The sequence below is a fragment of the Kitasatospora sp. NPDC052868 genome, from assembly GCF_044547105.1.
In the GTDB taxonomy this organism is placed as follows: domain Bacteria; phylum Actinomycetota; class Actinomycetes; order Streptomycetales; family Streptomycetaceae; genus Kitasatospora.
In genome coordinates this window covers 239,994-258,392 of sequence record NZ_JBITZW010000007.1, presented here as the reverse complement: position 1 = coordinate 258,392, position 18,399 = coordinate 239,994, and the positions used below count along the sequence as shown (strand labels likewise).

14 protein-coding genes are annotated in these 18,399 nt (G+C 74.2%); 3 read left to right on the top strand and 11 right to left on the bottom strand.

The genetic code is table 11. The annotated features are described in order from the left end of the window. The 11 genes from ACIGZJ_RS14905 to ACIGZJ_RS14855 all read right to left on the bottom strand — a co-directional run bounded on the left by ACIGZJ_RS14905 (position 1) and on the right by ACIGZJ_RS14855 (position 14,322). Positions 1 to 3,510 carry an AHH domain-containing protein gene (locus ACIGZJ_RS14905; RefSeq protein ID WP_396457572.1) on the bottom strand — a complete coding sequence of 1,170 codons (3,510 nt, stop codon included), beginning with the start codon at positions 3,508 to 3,510 and terminating at the stop codon, positions 1 to 3. Further along, positions 3,507 to 5,321: a hypothetical protein gene (locus tag ACIGZJ_RS14900; RefSeq protein WP_396457571.1), complete on the bottom strand. Its 1,815-nt coding sequence runs from the start codon at positions 5,319 to 5,321 to the stop codon at positions 3,507 to 3,509. The genes ACIGZJ_RS14905 and ACIGZJ_RS14900 overlap by 4 nt, the downstream gene beginning before the upstream one ends. Positions 5,322 to 5,404: 83 nt before the next feature. Beyond that, the gene (locus ACIGZJ_RS14895; protein WP_396457570.1) at positions 5,405 to 5,644 is read right to left on the bottom strand and encodes a hypothetical protein; all 240 of its coding nucleotides are present in this window, start codon (positions 5,642 to 5,644) and stop codon (positions 5,405 to 5,407) included. A gap of 19 nt (positions 5,645 to 5,663) precedes the next feature. Further along, positions 5,664 to 6,074 (bottom strand): hypothetical protein, encoded by a 411-nt coding sequence (locus tag ACIGZJ_RS14890; protein ID WP_396457569.1) that lies wholly within the window; start codon positions 6,072 to 6,074, stop codon positions 5,664 to 5,666. A gap of 30 nt (positions 6,075 to 6,104) precedes the next feature. Next, positions 6,105 to 7,412, bottom strand: a complete 1,308-nt coding sequence (locus ACIGZJ_RS14885) for a hypothetical protein (RefSeq protein ID WP_396457568.1) — start codon at positions 7,410 to 7,412, stop codon at positions 6,105 to 6,107. Positions 7,413 to 7,566: 154 nt separating this feature from the next. Then, a complete protein-coding gene (locus tag ACIGZJ_RS14880) occupies positions 7,567 to 8,388 on the bottom strand; it encodes a hypothetical protein (RefSeq protein WP_396457567.1) in 822 nt (273 codons plus the stop codon). Between the two features lie 569 nt (positions 8,389 to 8,957). After that, positions 8,958 to 9,911 (bottom strand): ABC transporter ATP-binding protein, encoded by a 954-nt coding sequence (locus ACIGZJ_RS14875; protein WP_396457566.1) that lies wholly within the window; start codon positions 9,909 to 9,911, stop codon positions 8,958 to 8,960. Further along, positions 9,908 to 10,939 carry an ABC transporter ATP-binding protein gene (locus ACIGZJ_RS14870; protein WP_396457565.1) on the bottom strand — a complete coding sequence of 344 codons (1,032 nt, stop codon included), beginning with the start codon at positions 10,937 to 10,939 and terminating at the stop codon, positions 9,908 to 9,910. Before ACIGZJ_RS14870 ends, ACIGZJ_RS14875 begins: the two co-directional genes overlap by 4 nt. Continuing rightward, positions 10,936 to 11,823 (bottom strand): ABC transporter permease, encoded by an 888-nt coding sequence (locus ACIGZJ_RS14865; protein WP_396457564.1) that lies wholly within the window; start codon positions 11,821 to 11,823, stop codon positions 10,936 to 10,938. The genes ACIGZJ_RS14870 and ACIGZJ_RS14865 overlap by 4 nt, the downstream gene beginning before the upstream one ends. Next, on the bottom strand, positions 11,810 to 12,769 hold the full coding sequence (locus tag ACIGZJ_RS14860; RefSeq protein ID WP_396457563.1) for an ABC transporter permease: 960 nt from the start codon (positions 12,767 to 12,769) through the stop codon (positions 11,810 to 11,812). The genes ACIGZJ_RS14865 and ACIGZJ_RS14860 overlap by 14 nt, the downstream gene beginning before the upstream one ends. After that, positions 12,766 to 14,322 carry an ABC transporter substrate-binding protein gene (locus ACIGZJ_RS14855; protein ID WP_396457562.1) on the bottom strand — a complete coding sequence of 519 codons (1,557 nt, stop codon included), beginning with the start codon at positions 14,320 to 14,322 and terminating at the stop codon, positions 12,766 to 12,768. The genes ACIGZJ_RS14860 and ACIGZJ_RS14855 overlap by 4 nt, the downstream gene beginning before the upstream one ends. Before the next feature lie 290 nt (positions 14,323 to 14,612). Between ACIGZJ_RS14855 and ACIGZJ_RS14850 the strand changes: the two genes are divergently transcribed. The 3 genes from ACIGZJ_RS14850 (at position 14,613) to ACIGZJ_RS14840 (ending at position 18,362) form a co-directional block, all read left to right on the top strand. Continuing rightward, positions 14,613 to 15,212, top strand: a complete 600-nt coding sequence (locus ACIGZJ_RS14850; protein ID WP_396457561.1) for a TetR family transcriptional regulator — start codon at positions 14,613 to 14,615, stop codon at positions 15,210 to 15,212. A 334-nt stretch (positions 15,213 to 15,546) separates the two neighbouring features. After that, on the top strand, positions 15,547 to 17,310 hold the full coding sequence (locus ACIGZJ_RS14845; RefSeq protein ID WP_396457560.1) for a sulfatase: 1,764 nt from the start codon (positions 15,547 to 15,549) through the stop codon (positions 17,308 to 17,310). Positions 17,311 to 17,399: 89 nt separating this feature from the next. Further along, positions 17,400 to 18,362: a formylglycine-generating enzyme family protein gene (locus tag ACIGZJ_RS14840; protein WP_396457559.1), complete on the top strand. Its 963-nt coding sequence runs from the start codon at positions 17,400 to 17,402 to the stop codon at positions 18,360 to 18,362. Positions 18,363 to 18,399 lie beyond the last annotated feature (37 nt).

Genomic DNA, 18,399 nt, shown 5'->3' with positions numbered 1-18,399 from the left:
CTACCCTTCCGTCCCCGGCGCGGCGGGCGCGGCAGGCGTCGCGGGCGCAGCGGGCGCGCGGGGCCGGCGGCGCAGCGACTCCACCATCTCGTCGAACTCGTCGTCCGGGACGAAGTCGAACTCCTCCCGGTTGCGCAGCAGCCAGTCCACCATGCTCTCCCGCCGGTCCGCGGCGGACTCGATGTGGAAGAACCGTCCCTCGGAGATCTCCCGCTTGAACCGCGCGAGTTCGGTGTCGACCATGCCGTTGCGCCGGGCCTCGACCAGCCGGCGGACCTGCTCCTTGCGGTAGCCCTTGGTGTGCAGCGGCGGGTGGCGGGTCAGCGCCTCGGGGACGGTGGCCGGATCCATCGTGGTCTGCGGCAGGTAGATGCCGTTCGCCGCGGCCTCGCGGGCGTCGATCCCGGCCTCGTCCAGGATCTGCCGGACCAGCGCCGAGCGCGGGTCGCCGGCCTCGATGATGTGGTGGAGCGGGTGGCCGGGCGGGCGGGCCCCCGGCATCCCGCGCTCCATCGCCTCGGTGGGGCGGGCACGGCCGAGCCGCCGGTGCGGTGTCTCGACCACCACCAGGGCGTCCGGGGGGATCTCGCCCGGCAGGGAGAGCAGCAGCCGGTCGTCGCGGCCGGCCCAGAGCCCGGCCTCCTCGAAGGCCTCGGCGAGCTCCTGTTCCATGCTGAGTGCGCCGGCCCGGTCGGGGCGGCGGCCCTCGAACAGCTCCAGGGCCTGCATCGCGCGGTCCGGGTCCGTCCTGGAGAGGTCGCGGAGGCGGTCCAGCTGCCGGTTCATCGCGTCCCGTCGCACCGACAGCGGCCCGTAGCGACTGCGGATCGCCGCGATCCGCTCCAGGACGGCCGTCCGCTCGACCGCGGCCAGCGCCTTGCCGCCGGAGACCACGTTCCAGGCCAGGTTGTCACCGTTCTCCAGCCGCTCCAGCAGGGTGGCGAAGTCGGCGTACCTGTCGGTCTGCCGGGCCATGTCCTCCGCGCGGGTGATGTCCAGCAGGAGTGCCTCGAACAGCGCGGCGTCGCCGCCGGAGCGGCGGAACGCCGCCCGCACCACCCGCACGCCGACCACCCGTACGCCGTCCATCGCCCGGGGGCTCGCGGCGAGCGCGGTGAGGAACACCGCGCCGGCCTCCGCCCCCGGGCCGATCCGGTGCCAGCCGATCCGCTCCAGGGTGGCCAGGAAGGCCCCGCCCTCGCCGGGCGCGAGCGCCTGCGCCATCGCGAACACCTCCTGCTCCTCGAAGCCGCCCGGTCCGATCAGCCGCCGGAACGCGGGCCCCAACTCCTCGATCAGGCCCCCGGACTTCGCGGCGAAGGTCTGCAGGATCTCCGCGCGGCGCACCGCACGCCCGACCACCGGGCCGAGCTCCGGGTGCGCGGCCAGCTCGGCCAGCGTGCTGCCCTCGGCGACCTCGACGCGCCTCACCACCGCGGCGAGCGCCGCGCCGTCCTCGGCCGGGAGGTGGTCCAGCAGTCTCAGTACCTCGGTCTCGCCGGCGACCTCGCGGAGCACGGCGCTGCCGGCGTGCATCGCCCGGACCACCCGGCTCAGCCGGGCGAGCGCCGCCTCGCCCTCGGCCGCCTTCGCGACCTCGCCGGCCAGGCCGAGCAGGCGGGCCAGCAGTGCCAGCTTCTCGGTCAGGCCGAGGGCCTCGGCGGCCGCCTTGATCTCGCCGAAGCCGACGAACCAGGACGCCACCTCGACCGCGACGGCCCACCTGATCTTGGAGACGGCCCGCTCGCCGATGTTCAGGATGGCCGCGCCGCGCAGACCGTCCGCCAGCTTCGGGCCGATCTGCCGGACCACCAGCTCGCACTCCTCCTGCGCGGGGGCGTAGCCCCAGCCGGCGAGTTCGAACGCCACCAGCATCCGCGCGAGTTCGCCGAGGCCCGCGATCACCTGCTCGGGCCGTGTCAGCATCAGCTTCACGCCGTCGAGCATCCCTTCGACCAGGCCCGCCAGTGCGCCGGCGGCCGCGGTGGCCTCCACCCACACCTCGTCGGCCAGGAGTCCGGCCGTCCCCGCGAGCACGCTCCTTCGGATGGCCTCCCGGGTCTTCGGCGGCAGTGCGACGGACTCCTCGATCAGCCTCCTGACGGCGGCGGCGGTCAGCTCCTCCTTCGTGCCGAAGCGGGCTCCCACCGTGACGGCCAGGTCCCAGAGGTTGTCCCCGATGTCCTCGAACAGCCGGGTGGCGACCCCGGCGTCGGCCAGCCTCGCCCGGACCAGTCGCAGCTGGGCCAGGCTCTCCAGCGAGCACATGATCTCGACGATCGCGCGTTCCTGCTCCGCCCAGGTCCAGGCCCTGATCAGAACCTCCAGGTAGCAGGCCTTGGTCGGCCAGTCGACGAGGCGGAACGCCTCCGCGCTCAGCTCCGCCAGCCGGTCCGCGGCCTGCTGGAGCCGGTCCTCGTCGCCCGCGAGGGCGAGGGCGACCAGCCGGTCGAGCTCGTCGAAGACCAGCGCGCGGACCTCCTCCTGCGGCAGCTGCGTCCCGCCGTCCTGGACCCGTTCGGAGAACCGGCGGGCGGCCTCGCGGTCCGCGGTGAGCGGGTTCCGCTCCTTCGAGAGCACCGCGAGGATGTCGTAGCGGTGCCCGGCCGGATCGGTGACGGCCCGCGGGAAGAAGCCCTGGACGCCACGGGTCTCCTGGCCCGTGGGCAGGCGGCCGCCGGCCACGTCCAGGTCCTGGTTGGCGACGGGGGGATCCGTGCCGACCACCCGGATCCGGCTGTCCTGCGACCCCACCGGGCCCTCCAGGAGCGCGAACGACGTGGTGCCGAACACCGCCCGGCCCAGTTGGAGGGCCCGGGTGAGGTTGGCCGCCAGGACGTACCGGGCCGGGCCGCCGACGACGACGATCCTGGTGCCGGGCAGGATCAGCACCGCCCGGCCCTCCAGGCCGCTGAGGCCCTCGACCACCTCGTCGACCGGCTCCTCGGGGTACTCGGGGGGCTCCGGCTGCTGCTGGTCCGACGGCTCCGGGTGTGCCGCGGGGGCGGGTGCGGGTGCGGGAGCGGGTATGGCAGCAGGTGCAGCGACGGATGCGGGTGCCGGCGGGCCGGCCGGGGCGGGTGCGGCCGACGCATCCGCCGTATCGGCGAAGCCGGTGAGGTCGGTGGGGCCGGTGACGTCGGTCAGGCCGGTGACCTCGCAGGTGTCCCCACCGTCCGCAGAATCCGGAGCGTTCGCGGCGTCCGCGGCGTCCGCGGCGTCCGCGAGGTCCGCCGACAGGAAGGCCGACCGGGCACCGCCCCCGAGCCCGCCCCCGTCCACCGCCCGCGCCGCGCTCCGCGCGGGACCGGCCGGCGGCAGGGCGCCGAGCGCCTGCAGATCGGCGGGCTGCAGCCCCTCCACCGCCCGGGCGACCGCGCGGAGCAGCACCTGCGCCAGCTCCCGCTGCCGGTCCTGCCCGGCCTCCCCGACGGGCGTCCCCTCGAACGTCACCGAGTCGGCGTCCGGCAGGTGCGGCCGGATGTTGAGGAGGTCTCCGGCCGGGCTCATGACGTCCCCAACCCGGCCAGCTGACGCAGCAGCCGGTCCCGTCGGCGCTGCGAGTCGAGCAGTTGCTCCGCACTGATCGAGCTCTCGGCCGTCCACGCCTCCTCGGCGCCGATCCGCGCGTGCAGGACGGCCGCGAGCTCCGCCTTGTCGAAGGGTTCGAGCTCGACCGCGTAGGTCGTCCGGGTCAGGTCGTGCTGCCACTCCCCGCTCCACCAGCGGCTGCCGCCGGTCACCCGCGACTCCTCGACCCGCTCGACCCGCTCCGCCGAGACGGTCACCGAGGTCAGCTCGACCGAGGCGTCCATCAGCGCCTGGCCCCCGCCGCGGCGGTAGACCGTGGTGAGCAGGCCCACGACGGCGTACAGCGGTGTGCCCGGCCGGGCCAGCTGAAGGTCCACCAGCTCCTCGATCCGGTCCTCGATCCGGGCCTGGATCTCCGGTTCCATCGCCGCCAGCTTCGGCTCGGTCCACTCCCGGATCTTCCGGGTCTCGTACTCCTGACGGATCCTGGCCGCGACGGTCGCCCAGATCAGCGCCCCGACGAGCTTCGCCAGGCCGATCCCGCCGCTGCGCAGCCCCCGCGCGATCCGCACCCTGACCGGTACCTTCAACGGCTGCCGGGACATCGCCCCGCCGACCCGGCGGCGCATGGCCTCCGTCCTGGCGTGGTCGGCCGGGCGCCCGGTGGCCGCTCCGGCCGCCTCGGCCTTGGCGACGTCCGCCTCCCGGGCGGCCCGGACGCCCGGACCGACCAGGTCCTCGAACTCCACCCCCGGCGGCAGCCTCGCCGCATCGGGCGCGAAGCCGCCGGCGTTGGTCACCTTCAGCTTGACGTCGAGCGCGGCCGGGATCCCGTGGCCCGCGCGGACGGACGCCAGCGCGGCCTCCATCCGACTCAGCACCTGGGCCTTGTCCTCGAAGGCGGGCATGGCGCGGATCTTCTCGACGGCCTCCTCCAGGCTGGGGCGCAGGTTGACGCCCAGTGCCGTCGCCGACTCCCCCTTGGCCGCACCAAGGGATCCGGAGGCCTTGTTGTCGATCAGCCAGATCACGCGGGTCTTGGGGTGGACGGCGATCGCGTCGATGCCGCGGCCGGTGAGCCGGTGCGCGCCGGGGCCGGAGGCCGTGACCACGAGGCGGAAGCCGCGTTCGCCGAGCAGGAAGGCCAGGTCGTGCTCGCCGTAGGCGCCGCCGGCGTGCGCGGCGGTGATCCGGCGGGCCCGGTCGTTCGGTGGCGGCGGCGGTGGCGGTCCCGCGGCCCGCACGGCCGACGACACCCCCAGCGGCGCCTTCGGCGGGGCGGTCACGGTGGCGGCGGGCGGAGCCTTCCCGGCGGGGGTGCCGCCCTTGGGCGGCGCGGCGGCCGCCGCCCGGCGCCCCAGTTCCTCCTCCAGGGCCTCCAGGTACGCCTTGGTGCCGGCGTAGGCCGGGTCCGTCGCGGGGTGGCCGAGCAGCCAGTCGCGGGCGTGTCCGTGCTCGGCCTCCAGCTCGGCGTCCGAGAGGAGGGCCGGGTCGCCCGGTTGCGGCTGCGCGGTCTCCAGCCTGACGGGGCTGAGCGCGCCGCCGCCGTCGTACGAGGGCACCCGGTAGACCCGTCCGGTGGCGCCGAGCCGGTCGGGGCGCAGGGGTTCCGCGGCCTCGACGGGGTGGGCCGGCTCCTGGCCGGCGACCGCCTCCAGCCGGCGCCGGGCCAGTCTGAACCGATCGGCGAGCGCCTCCTCGACGACTCGTCCGAGCTCCTCCAGATCCGCTGCCGACGGCTGTCCGACGACCGACACCGTGATCGGGAAGTGGCACGATATCCGCGGCATTCCCGTTCCTCGGATTCCTCGGGGGCGACGCGTCCCCCGGGCGGTACAGGCCCGGTGGGACGCCCACGCGGCGGGCCGCCCGTTCAGCGGAACGCCTGGTACAGCTGCTCCCAGATCCCTTCCTCGATGGCCTGTCTGGCCTCCGGTCCGATGTCCCCGGTCAGCACCACGTGGATCGGGAAGTAGTAGTGGACCTCGGCGCCGGAGCGGGCCGACACGGCCGCCTCCGATCCCGGCGCCGGGACGATCCGGTCGCCCTCGTGCACCGCGATCAGTCCGGGGCCCTCGACGGACTGCGGGACCTCCTGGTCCGGTTGCGACACGGCTCCTCCGTCCATCGGGTCAGCCACCGCCCTTGCCCTCCGGGAGGACCTCCAGGCAGATGCAGTTGAAGGTCGTGGTGGGCACGCCGTCGATCACGATGGTGCTGGCGACGGACGTGATGTAGCAGCTGTTGAAGGCGATGCCCTGGAACGCCCAGTCCGTGCCCTTCGCCTGCTGGACCGCGATGGTGAAGCTGGTGTGGGCGATCGCCAGCGCGGTCAGGGTGGCCACCGTCGCGCCGATCGCCTTGACCGCCATGGTGAAGGTGAACGCCTTGGGCTGGACGATGTAGGCGACGTTGTCGGCCTCCAGCGAGTGCAGCGGCTGGACCGGGACGTTGAAGGTCGGATTGAACGAGTCGATGGGCGTCACCGGGGCGCCGTTCAGCATCACCGTCAGTCGGGTGTCCCATTTCAGGGCCTCGGGCATGGTCTCTCACTCCCTCTGACTCGGCTTCGGTCAGCCCGTGAAGACGAGGTCGATCTTCAGCCGGTGGATGGCTCCGGCGTAGACCACCTGGACCGTCATGTCGACCGAGCGCGCGGCGCGGGCGGCCGCGATCTGGTGGTCCTCCGACGGAAGCCGGTCCGTCTTGTCGAGCAGGGTCAGCAGCGGGATCACGATGGTGAAGTCCTCGAGCACCTCCTGCGCCACCAGCGGCGAGAGCACGGACTGCACCAGGGTCGCGACCGAGCGCAGCCCCACCCGGGAGATCCGGAGCGTGCCGATCGCCTCGATCAGCACGGCCTTGATACGGAAGTCGACGTCGTCGAGCGTCCGCACGATGTCGATGTACTTCTTCCCGCCGCCGGCGTCCGCCGTGTAGCCCTCGCCCAGGTACAGCGCCTGTCCGGGCAGCAGGACCGGGCTGGTGATCCAGTTGACCAGGTGGCGGTCGTACACGTCGATCTCCGAGTCGGAGAACGCCTCGGTCATGGCGATGCTGATCGGTTTGAGCAGCATCGAGATGTGCGGGCGGTACCCGGCGATGACCCCGGCGGTCGCCGCCGCCACGTCCTCGTCGGACTTGTGGGCGACCAGCACCATCCGGTCGCTCCTGATCGGCCCGGTGATCAGCTGCACCGCGGCGGCCGCGCCGAGGGTGCGGTCGAACATGGCGACGCCGATGCGCTCCTTGCCGTCGCCGAGATCGCCGGCGACGTGGCCCGCGAGGGCGCCGATCACCGCGCTGTTGGCGGTGTTGAGCGGAGTGTCGGCCAGCACCACGAGCTGCACGTCGAGCTTGCCCACCTCGTCCAGCGCCGTCTGCCACTGCGGGCTCTCCCGGTCCACCGGGACACCCCAGACCTTCGTCGGGGGCGGCGACTGGCGGAAGGCGATCCGCACCGCCCGGACGAGCTCGTCGTCCCCGCCGGGGACCTCCCGGACGTCCGTCCCGGCCGGGTGCTCCGCCCCCAGGGGGTGGTCCAGGGTGAGCTGGAAGTCGCCTCCGCCCGCCCCCGTGGCCGTCACGGTGCGGACCTCCGCGGAGTCGTCCGTGCCGATGCTCAGGACGGTGCCCGGGTGCACCTGCGCGTCGACCCTGACCGTGCCGGCGGCCGCGGTGTCGGCCGAGGGCGCGGTCAGCACCGTCGCACCGGGCGGGAAGGCCGTGGCGGTGCCCGCCGGGCTGCTGAGATCCTTGGGCCGCGCGTCGGTGACCGCGAAGCCGCCGCCCCTGCCGATGATCGCGATGTCCCCGTACGCCCGGACGGCTGGGGCGAACAGGTCGCTGGTGGCGGTGACATCGATGTACTTGACCGCCATCGACCGCTCCTTACGTGATACGGGATGACCCGCGGGGCGGATGCGCCGCGGCGCGACTGTGATGGGGTGTGACTGTGGTGGGCTGTGACGGCCGGTCGGCGCGGGCCGTTCGGCCGGACGCTGCGTCAGCTCCTTCCGATGCCCGGGCCCCGGCTCATATCGGGTCCTCGAACGCGGTCGTGAAGCCCTCGGCGGCCAGCAGGTCGGACACCTGCCGGGCGGTTCCGGGGGCGGAGGGGGACACCAGCGCGGCGGCGGGGAAGACCGCCAGCCACGCACTGGCGGCGAGCAGGTCCCCGCCGTCGTACTCGTCGGGCCGCGGGCACGAGTCGTCCAGCGCCCGCCGGCACCGGACCAGCCGGCGCAGTGCGGCGCCGAGGTCCAGTTCGGGGAAGGCCAGCACCGAGACGCGCAGCCGGTAGGCGCGCCCGGGCGCGGCCGGGTCGAACGGGGGCGGCTGCGCGTAGTGCAGCCGGTACAGCCGGGGGAACTGCTCCTGCAGCTCCCGGAGGTCGGCGACCCCGGTCCGGCGCTTCAGCTCCGCGAGGTCGAGGAAGGCGAAACGGGCGGCGAACTCCTCCTCGGAGAGGCGGGGGAGGTCCTCGGAGGCGAAGGCGTCGAGGGCGCCCTCGGTGAGCGCGACCCGCGCCGTGACGACGGTCTCCAGGGACAGGTCGATCCACTGCGGCGGCGCGAGGGCCGGGACGTCCACGACGGCCCTGGCCTGGGCGGTGTCCGGCAGCAGCTTCTCCCAGCTGCCCCTGGCGGTCAGCGGCGCGCTCACCGGGACCTGGAAGTGGGTCGCGGTGACGGCGACCGAGTCCACGGACCGGACCTCCAGCAGGCGCGGTTCGTAGACGGCCGCCAGTAAGGACCGCAGCCGGGTGCGGTCCGGATCGTCCTCGGGTTCCAGCAGTCGGGCGACCCGGGCGGGGTCCAGATAGCGGATCATCAGCTGATCGGAGAAACCGGTCATGTCGCTTCCAGCGCACGTCACGGACTCTCGCGAGGGCGTACCGCCCCGAGCCGACGAACCGCGTCCCGGATCGGGCCGGGGCGTGGGTCGGGCCGGCGCGACGGGGTGCGCCACTCACACGGGGTACCAAGATCCGGAGGGCACGAATGGGCGACGCTCCGGACGAAGTGTTCTGCCTCCACACTACGCCGTTCGGGTGCGGAGGGCACCCTCCTACCGAAGGCCGTCCGGTGCCGACACCCGCTGTTGACGCGACGTCAACGCCCGGTCGGCGCCGGTGCGCGATGGCGGCGCTGGAGCCGCCCGGGTGTGGAAGACCGGCTGGGCCCCGCCACCCCGGGGGAGGAGGTGGCGGGGCCTGCCTGGTCTGTGGGGCGCCGGACCGGCGGGCGGCTGCCGGCCGGGCACTGGAGGCGGCGGTTCCGGCGGAACGGGCTCTTCCGCAGGACTCCCCTTCCGCAAGACTCCCGGCCCGGCTGACCCGCGGTCAACATCCACGCCCGGTAAGCGCCCGGGCGTCCGGCACAGCGCTGCCTCAAAGGGCAGGTCGGACGGGTCGGCGCCGCGCCTCAGGGGCCGGTGGGCAGCGGCCGGTGGCAGGCCGCCGTCCGGCCCGGGGCGACCTCCCGCAGGGCGGGGGTCTCGGTGGCGCAGCGGGCGTCGGCGAGCGGGCAGCGGGTGCGGAAGCGGCAGCCGGAGGGCGGGTCGAGCGGGGACGGCGGGTCGGCGGGCAGCAGGCCGGTGTCGCCGAGCGGGCGGCCTGGCTCGGGGACGGCGGCGAGCAGGGCGGCGGTGTACGGGTGGGCGGGGGCGGCCAGCACCTCCTCGGTGGGGCCCTGCTCGCAGAGCCGGCCGAGCTGCAGGACGGCGACGTCGTCGCTGACGGCCCGGACCACGCCCAGGTCGTGCGAGATGAACAGGCTCGCCAGGCCGCGCTCCTCGGTGAGCCGGCGGAGCAGGTTGAGCACGGTGGCCTGGGCGGAGACGTCCAGTGCGGAGACGGCCTCGTCGGCGATCAGCACCCGGGGTTCGGCGGCGAGCGCCCGGGCGATGGCGACCCGCTGGGCCTGGCCGCCGGAGAGCTGGCCGGGCCGCCGGTCGGCGAACAGGGCGGGCGGCAGGCCGACGGCGTCCAGCTGCTCGGCCGCGAAGGCCTCGCGGTCGCGCGCCGGGTCGGGGTGGGCGTCGAGCGCTTCGGCGACCAGGTCGCGGACCCGGCGGCGCGGGTTGAGCGAGGAGAGCGGGTCCTGGAAGACCATCTGCATCCGCGGCCGGAGCGCCCGCAGCGCGCGGGGGGTGAGCGCGGCGAGGTCGGTGCCGTCCAGGGTGACGGTACCGGCGGTGGGCGGGGGCAGCCGGAGCAGGGCCTTGGCGATGCTGCTCTTGCCGGAGCCGGACTCGCCGACCAGGGCGAGGGTGCGGCCCGCGCGCAGGGTCAGGTCGACGTCGCTGACGGCGTGCAGCGGCCCGGAGCGGGTGCGGTGGACCACCGAGAGCCCGGTGGCGTGCAGGACGGCGGTCATGCGGGGTGCTCCGACGGGGTGAGGGAGGGGCCTGGAGACGGGGTGGGGGCGGCGGTGAGCGGGAGGTGGCAGGCGGCCGTGTGCCCGGGGCCGGCCCGGTGGACGGGCGGGGCCGTCGTGCCGCAGACCGACTCGGCGCGTTCGCAGCGCGGCGCGAACGGGCAGCCGGCGGTCGGGCGGGAGAGGTCGGGCGCCGAGCCGGGGATGGCCGGCAGGGTGCGCCGCAGCGGACCGGTGACCCGCGGCACCGAGCGCAGCAGCGCGGCGGTGTAGGGGTGGGCGGGCCGTTCGGTGACGGCCTCGGTGGGGCCGGTCTCGACGACCCGGCCGCCGTACATGACGGCGATCCGCCGGGCCCGCCCGTACAGCAGGCCGATGTCGTGGGTGATCAGCAGGGTGGCCAGGCCGCGGGTCTCGCGGTGGCGGTCGAGCAGGTCGAGGACGGTGCGCTGGACGGTGACGTCGAGGGCGGTGGTGGGTTCGTCGGCGAGCAGCAGGGCGGGGCTGCCGGCGAGGGCGGCGGCGATTCCGACGCGCTGGCGCAGTCCGCCGGAGAGCTCGTGCGGGTAGGCGCGGGCGCGCCGGGCGGGGTCGGGGACGTCGACGGCGGCGAGCAGTTCGGCGGCGGTCTCCAGCCGGGCCCGGCGGCCGAGCCGGCGGCGGTTGGTGAGCGACTCGGTGACCTGGTCGGCGATCCGGACCACCGGGTTGAGCGAGGTCATCGGGTCCTGGTGGACCATGGCGATGCCGGTGCCGAGCAGTTCGGTGCGCCGGGCGGGGGTGGCGCCGAGCAGGTCCTCGCCGTGCAGCAGCACCTGCCCGGTGGACCGCGCCCGGGTGGTGCGGGGGTGCACCCCGAGGACGGTGCGGGCGAGCACGGACTTGCCGGAGCCGGACTCGCCGACCACGCCGAGGCACTCGCCGGCGCCGATCGAGAGGTCGATGTCGTGCAGGATCTGCACGGCCCGGCCGTCGGGGGCGACCAGGGCGGTGTTCAGCGAGCGGATCTCCAGGACCGGGGTGGTCACTTCGACGCTCCCTTCGGTGCGGACGCGGGGGACGGCGAACGCAGGTGTTCGCCGAGGTAGTTGAGGGCGAGGACGGTCGCGCACAGCACGGCGGCGGGGGCCAGCGAGATCCACGGCGCGCTGCCGAGGGTGGTGCGGCCCTCGGCGATGATGCCGCCCCAGGACGGCTCCGGCGGGCGGAGGCCGAAGCCGAGGAAGCTGAGCGAGCCCTCGGCGACGATGGCGACGGTGGTGGCGGTGAAGGCGAAGGTCAGCGCGATCGGCGCGACGTGCGGGACGATCTCGCGGCGCAGGATGCGCAGCGGCGCGGTGCCGATCATCCGGGCGGCCAGGACGAAGCCGCGTTCGGTGAGCGAGAGCACCACCGCCCGTACCACCCGGGTGAAGTGCGGGACGGTGAACAGGCCGATCAGGGCGCCGATCACGGGCAGGCTCGGGCCGCGCAGGGCGACCACGATCATCACCAGGATCAGGGTGGGTACGGACATCAGCAGGTCGGTGACGAAGCCGATGGCCTTGTCGACCGGTCCGCGGAACCACCCGGCGGCGACGCCGAGCGCGCCCCCGCCGAGCAGGCCGACCGCGATGGTCAGGGCGGCCACCGCGAAGGAGGCCCGGGCGCCGGCGACGGTCCGCTGCAGGACGTCCCGCCCGGAGGCGTCGGTGCCCAGCCAGTGGCCGGGGCCGGGGGCCGCGGAGGGGTGGGCGAAGTCGCCGTGCAGCGGGTCGAAGCCGGGCAGCAGCGGGAGCAGCAGCGCCGCGAGGGCGACCACGGCCAGCCAACCGGTCGCGGCGAGCACGCCGGACGGGGGCCGGCGCCGGCTCGCGCGGGCGGGGGCGGCCGGCTTGGCCAGGGCGGTGTCAACGGTGTCAACGGTGGTCATGGGCGATCCTCGGGTCGATCGTGCGGTACAGCAGGTCCACCGCGAGGGTGGCCGCGACGACTCCGACGGCGCTGACCACCACGACGGCCTGCACCACGGGGAAGTCACGGCCGGCGATGGCGGTGGAGGCCAGGTTGCCGACGCCGGGCACCGCGAAGAGGGTCTCGACCAGGACCGAGCCGCCGAGCGAGGTGCCCACTCCGATGCCGATCAGGGTGACCAGCGGCAGCGAGGACGGCCGCAGGGCGCGCCGCAGCAGGAGCCGGGCGGCGCCCATGCCGCGGCTGCGGGCGGCGGCGACGTAGGTCTGGTCGAGGGTCTCCAGCAACTGGCCGCGCAGGGTGCGGGTGAAGACCGCGGCCTCGGTGAGGCCGAGGGTGAGCGCGGGCAGCACGAGGTGGCGCAGGTTCTCCACCGGGTCCTCGGTGAACGGCACCCAGCCGGTGGCGGGCAGCACCTTCAGCTGGACGGCGGCGATCCAGATCAGCAGCAGTCCGAGCACGAAGCCGGGGACGGCGAGCCAGACGAAGGCGCCGGCGGTGGCGATCCGGTCCACCGCGCCGCCCGGGCGCCAGGCCGAGAGCAGGGCGACCGGGACGGCGATGCAGAGCGCCACCAGCTGGGCGGCGACGAAGAGTTCGAGGGTGACGGGGATCCGGTGGGCGAGTTCGGTGGTGACGGCCGCGCCGTTGGCGAGCGAGTGCCCGAGGTCGCCGTGCAGGGCGGCGGCCAGCCACCGCCAGGTGGCCGTGAGCACGTTGTCGTCCAGGCCGAGTCCGGCCTCGTAGGCGGCGATCTGCTCGGGGGTGGCGGTGGCGCCGAGGGCGGCGGCCGCCGGGGAGCCGGGCATCAGGTGCGGCAGGGCGAGCGCGGCGACGGTGACCAGCAGCAGGACGGCGGCGGCGCGGCCGGCCCGTCCGGCGAGGTCGGTGATCCGCGGTGTCACGGTTTCACCCACAGCGCGGCCGGGGAGACGTTGATGACGGTCCGCTTGGAGAGGTCGGGCAGGCCGCCGACCTTGGCGGAGGCGATGAAGCCGGCCGGGTTCTCGGTGAGGAACAGCATCGGGGCCTGCTCGACGACGGCCTTGGCGGCCTCGTTGTAGGCGGCGGCCCGCTGGGCGGTGTCCACCGAGGCCCGCCCGGCGGCGATCGCCTGGTCGGCCTTCGGGCTGCTCCAACCGGTGAAGTTGTACGGGGCGTTGGTGCTGTACAGGTTGCTCAGCGCGGTGTCGGTGTCGCCGAACATGCTGGTGACGAAGTCCATCACCTGGAACTTGCGCTGGATCAGGGCGGTGCCCAGGCCGGCCGGGTCGAGCGGCTTGACGGTCATCCTGACGCCGGCCTCGCCGAGCATCTGCTGGAGGACGGTGGCGCGCTGCTGGCCTTCGGGGCGGTTGTCGACCTGGTACTCGAAGGCGAGGTCCGGGTGCCCGGCCTCGGCGAGCAGGGCGCGGGCCCTGGCCGGGTCGTGCGCCGGGTAGCCGTTCGCGCCTGCGGCGCGGTACGGGGAGGCGGAGTTGACCGGGCCGTCCGAGACCTTGCCCTGGCCGAGGTAGACGACCTTCTCGACGGCCTCCCGGTCGATCGCGTACTGGAGGGCCTGGCGGACCCGGGGGTCGTCGAAGGGCGCGGCCTTTGTGTTGAACAGGACGGTGGAGGTGGAGCCGGGGCCGGTGGCGGTGCGCAGCCCGTCCGCGGCGGCCTGCTTCAGCTGGGAGGGGGTCTCGCCCCAGACCACGTCGGCGTCGCCGGAGCGCAGCGACTGGTAGCGGCTGTCGGCGTCCGGCAGCACCCGGTAGACGACCTTGTCGGCGTGGCCCTTGGCCCCCCAGTAGGAGGCGTTGCGGGTGACGGTCACCGAGACGCCCGGCTGGACGCTCTCCACGGTGTACGGGCCGGAGCCGACCGCCGGGGCGTCACCGACCGGGGCCTCGGAGACGTAGCCGAGGGAGCGGGTGAACAGGTTGGGGAACGCCGCGTTCGGCGCCTTGAGGGTGAAGGCGACGGAGGTGGGGCCGTTCACCGTGACGCCGCCGATGGCGGCCGCGTCGGCGGCGCAGGAGCACTTGCTCTCCGGCTTGGCGAGGCGGGCGACGTGGTCGGCGACGGCCTGCCCGTCCAGCGGCTTGCCGTCGCTGAAGGTCACGCCCTCGCGCAGTTCGAGGGTCCAGGCGGTGGCGTCGGCGTTCGGGGTGAACGCCTTGGCCAGGTAGGGCTGGACGGTCCCGTTGTCACCGTTGACCATCAGCGGGTCGTACAGCGCGTTGGCCAGGATCATCATCGGCATCGCGGTCAGCCCGGTGTCGGCCGGGTCGAGCTTGGCGAACGGGCGGTCCAGTCCGACCTTCAGCGTGCCGCCGTCGGCCGCCGGGCCGTCCTTCGCGGCGGAGGCCGCGGCGGCGCCGCCGGACACGGCGTCGTCGGAGGCCGAGCAGGAGGTGAGGGTGATGGCCGCAGTACAGACGGCCGCTGCCAGAACGTGCTTGTGCCGCTTCATGGTTCCTCGGGGTTCCTCGGATCGGGGGGTGGGACGGCGGTGCTCGGCCGCCGTCGTGGAACACCTTTGGGAAGTGGCACAGCTGCCAAAAGGCAGTTGTGCAAACTTCGAATGACGAGCTGTCGAAGAATCGGCACTCGCCTTGAGCGCGCCTCGCCAACCGTGATTCCTTAAGGGTGCGGACAGTTGGGCGACCTCGCCCGACCTGGTCCGACCCGGAACGGCCGGCGTTCCGGCGACGACCGACAGTGGCAGACAGCAGCAGACAGCGGCAGAAGGAGCGACCACGCATGCAGGGGCAGGGGACGGACAGCGCGGCGGAGACCGGGCTGCGCGACCGCAAGAAGGCACGGACCCGGGAGACGATCCGCACGGCCGCACTCGACCTCTTCGAGGAGCAGGGCTTCGAGGGCACCACGGTGGACCAGATCTGCCGCCGCGCCGACGTCGCCCACCGCACCTTCTTCCGCTACTACGCCAACAAGGAGTCCCTCCTCTTCGGCCTGGACTTCGGCAACGTCATCCTCGACGCCTTCGCCGCCGCCCCCGCCGGCCTCACCCCCTGGGCCGCGCTCGAACACGCCCTCACCGCCACCGGCGGGCGGATGGAGGAACCCGCCGAGCACACCGCCCGCCGGCGCGCGCTGCGCCTGCGCTTCCTCGGCATCCGCACCGTCCACGACCACGCCCTGATCCTGGTGGACACCTTCGCCCAGCGCGCCGCGGTGATCGCCGGCCGGCGGCTGGGCGTGGACCCGGCGACCGACCTGCGGCCGCAGGTGCTCGGCACCGCACTCGGCGGGCTGATCCGCCGGCACATCATGGTCGGCAGCGAGGAGGGGCTGCTGGCCGCCTGGACGGCGGCGCTCCGCGAGCTGACCGCGCCGTAGCCCTGCGCCCCCGGCTCCACCAGGGCACCTCGCACCACCCCACCGGGCGGCAGCCTGTTTCGCCCGGTGAACGGCCTGATAAATGAACGCCGCAGCCGTTGACGGCCCCCGGCCTGCGGCCAGAACACTGGGCACCGGATGACCTTCGCCCTCGTCGCCGAACCGCGAGGCGGCGATCCGGCCTGCCCGGAACGCCCGGTGGACGCCCGGCCCGCCGGTGGACTCCCGGGTCGACCAGGACGCCCGGGTCGACCGGCCGGAGCACCCGCTCCCCCGCTCTTGAGCACCGACAGCCGGAGGCGAACGCCACGCCGGCTGGAGAGGAGAACGCCCGATGAAGGCGATCATGGTCATGTTCGACAGCCTCAACCGGCACATGCTGCCGCCGTACGGAGGGGACTGGACGCACGCCCCGAACTTCGCCCGTCTCGCCGAGCGGTCCGTCACCTTCGACAACGCCTACGCGGGCTCGATGCCCTGCATGCCGGCCCGCCGCGAGATCCACACCGGCCGGTACAACTTCCTGCACCGCAGCTGGGGCCCGCTGGAGCCGTTCGACGACTCCATGCCCGAACTGCTCAAGCAGAACGGCGTGTACACCCACCTGGTCAGCGACCACCCGCACTACTGGGAGGACGGCGGCGCCACGTACCACGGCCGCTACAACACCTGGGAGTTCTTCCGCGGCCAGGAGGGCGACGCCTGGAAGGGGCACGTGGCCGATCCCGAAGTCCCCGAGGACCTGAAGAAGCTGCGCCACGAGGTCTACCGGCAGGACTGGGTGAACCGCTCGTACCTGACCACGGAGGACCGGCACCCGCAGACGCTGACCTTCGACGCCGGCCTGGAGTTCATCCGCACCAACCGGGACGCGGACCGGTGGTTCGTCCAGATCGAGACCTTCGACCCCCACGAGCCGTTCTTCAGCCACCAGCGCTACAAGGACCTCTACCCGCACGACTACGACGGGCCGCACTTCGACTGGCCCGACTACAAGCGCGTGGTGGAGACCCCCGGCCAGGTCGAACACGCCCGCCTGGAGTACGCGGCGCTGCTGTCGATGTGCGACCGGTCACTGGGCCGGGTCCTCGACCTGATGGACGAGCAGGGCCTCTGGGACGACACGCTGCTGATCGTCAACACCGACCACGGCCTGCTGCTCGGCGAGAAGGGCTGGTGGGGCAAGAACGTCCAGCCCTGGTACAACGAACTCGTCCATCTCCCGCTGTTCGTCTGGGACCCGCGGGCCGGTGCCGCCGGCGAGCGCCGGAAGGCCCTGGTCCAGACGATCGACCTCGCGCCGACGCTCCTGGAGTACTTCGGCGTCGACCGGCCGGCGGACGTCCAGGGGAGCCCGCTGCCGGTCGCCGCCGACACCGCGGTGCGCGAGGCGGCGCTGTTCGGCGTCCACGGCGGCCACGTCAACGCCACCGACGGGCGGTACGTCTACATGCGTGCCCCGGCCTCCCCGGACAACGCGCCGCTGCTGGAGCACACCCTGATGCCCACCCACATGCGCGGCCGCTTCACCCCCGCCGAGCTGGCGGACCTGGAGCTCGCCGAGCCGTTCACCTTCACCAAGGGCGTGCGCACACTGCGGCTGAAGGGCCGCACGTTCATCAACCCCCACCAGCACGGCACGCTCCTGTTCGACCTGGAGACCGACCCCGAGCAGCGCACCCCGATCGCCGACGACGCGGTCGAGTTGCGGATGGCGACCCTGCTGGTGGAGCTGCTGCGGGCGGGCGACGCCCCGCCGAGCCAGTACGAGCGGCTCGGCCTGCCGCCCGAGGGACCGGTCGGCGAGCAGCACCTGCTGGTACGCGCCCAGCAGGAGCAGGCCCGCAAGGCCGCCGAACCGCTGCCCAGCCCCGAGGACTACCCCGCCGGGCGCCTCTCGCTGCGGACCCCGCTGTTCGCCCTGCTCTCCGACCCGGCCGCCGTCGAGGTGATGCGCAGGCACCTGCCCGGCATCGCCGACTCCGAGTTCCTCCAGTTCCTCGGCCCGACGCCGCTGATCGACGTCGCCGCAATGGCCGGCGGCCTGACGGACGTGTCCGCGCTGCGCCTGGTGGCCGAGGAGCTCGCCGCGCTCTGATCCAGGGCCGCCCCGCCCGCACCCGCCCCGCCCGCCCCGATCCCGGCCGGCCGTACCGCGGCCGGCCGGGCCGACCTCCGGAGTAGCCCATGCCTTCGTCCCCGCTCCCGGCGTCCTGCTGCACGCCCTCGCGAGGCGGCGGTCCGATCCGCCTGCTCGACGTCGCCCCCGTCCGCACCGGGGGCTCCCCGGACGGCATGGTCCTGCTGCCCGGCGGCGAGTTCCTGATGGGCACCGACGACCGCGAGGGCTTCCCGGACGACGGCGAGGGCCCCGTGCGCCGCGTCCGGCTGGACCCGTTCCTGATCGACACCTGCGCGGTCACCAACGACCGGTTCGCCGCGTTCGTCGCCGACACCGGCTACCGGACCGAGACCGAACAGATCGGCTGGTCCTACGTCTTCGCCGGCTTCCTCCCCGCCGCGCACCGCCGCGCGGCAGCGCGGGTGGAGCGCACCCCCTGGTGGTGCGCGGTGAACGGCGCCGCCTGGGACCGGCCGGAGGGGCCGGGGAGCTCCGTGGCGGACCGCGGCGACCACCCGGTCGTCCACGTCTCCTGGAACGACGCCCACGCCTACGCCTCCTGGGCCGGCAAGCGCCTGCCCACCGAGGCGGAGTGGGAGTACGCGGCGCGCGGCGGCCTCGAACAGGCCCGCTACCCGTGGGGCGACGAACTGAACCCGGACGACACCTACCGCTGCAACATCTGGCGCGGCACCTTCCCCACCAGGAACACCGCCGCGGACGGCTACCGCGGCACCGCCCCCGTCGACGCGTTCGAGCCGAACGGCTTCGGCCTGTACAACGTGTCCGGCAACGTCTGGGAGTGGTGCGCCGACTGGTGGACCACCGAGCACCCGGCGCAGCGGCCGCTGCCCGGCCCCACCGGCCCGGCGACCGGTTCGGCCAAGGTCATCCGCGGCGGCTCGCACATGTGCCACAAGTCCTACTGCAACCGGTACCGGGTCGCCGCCCGCAGCGCCAACACTCCCGACAGCTCCAGCGGCCACACCGGCTTCCGCTGCGCCCGGGACGCTGCCGGGCCCGCCTGACAAGCCGTAGGACCCACCGCCGCACCGGCGCCCGACG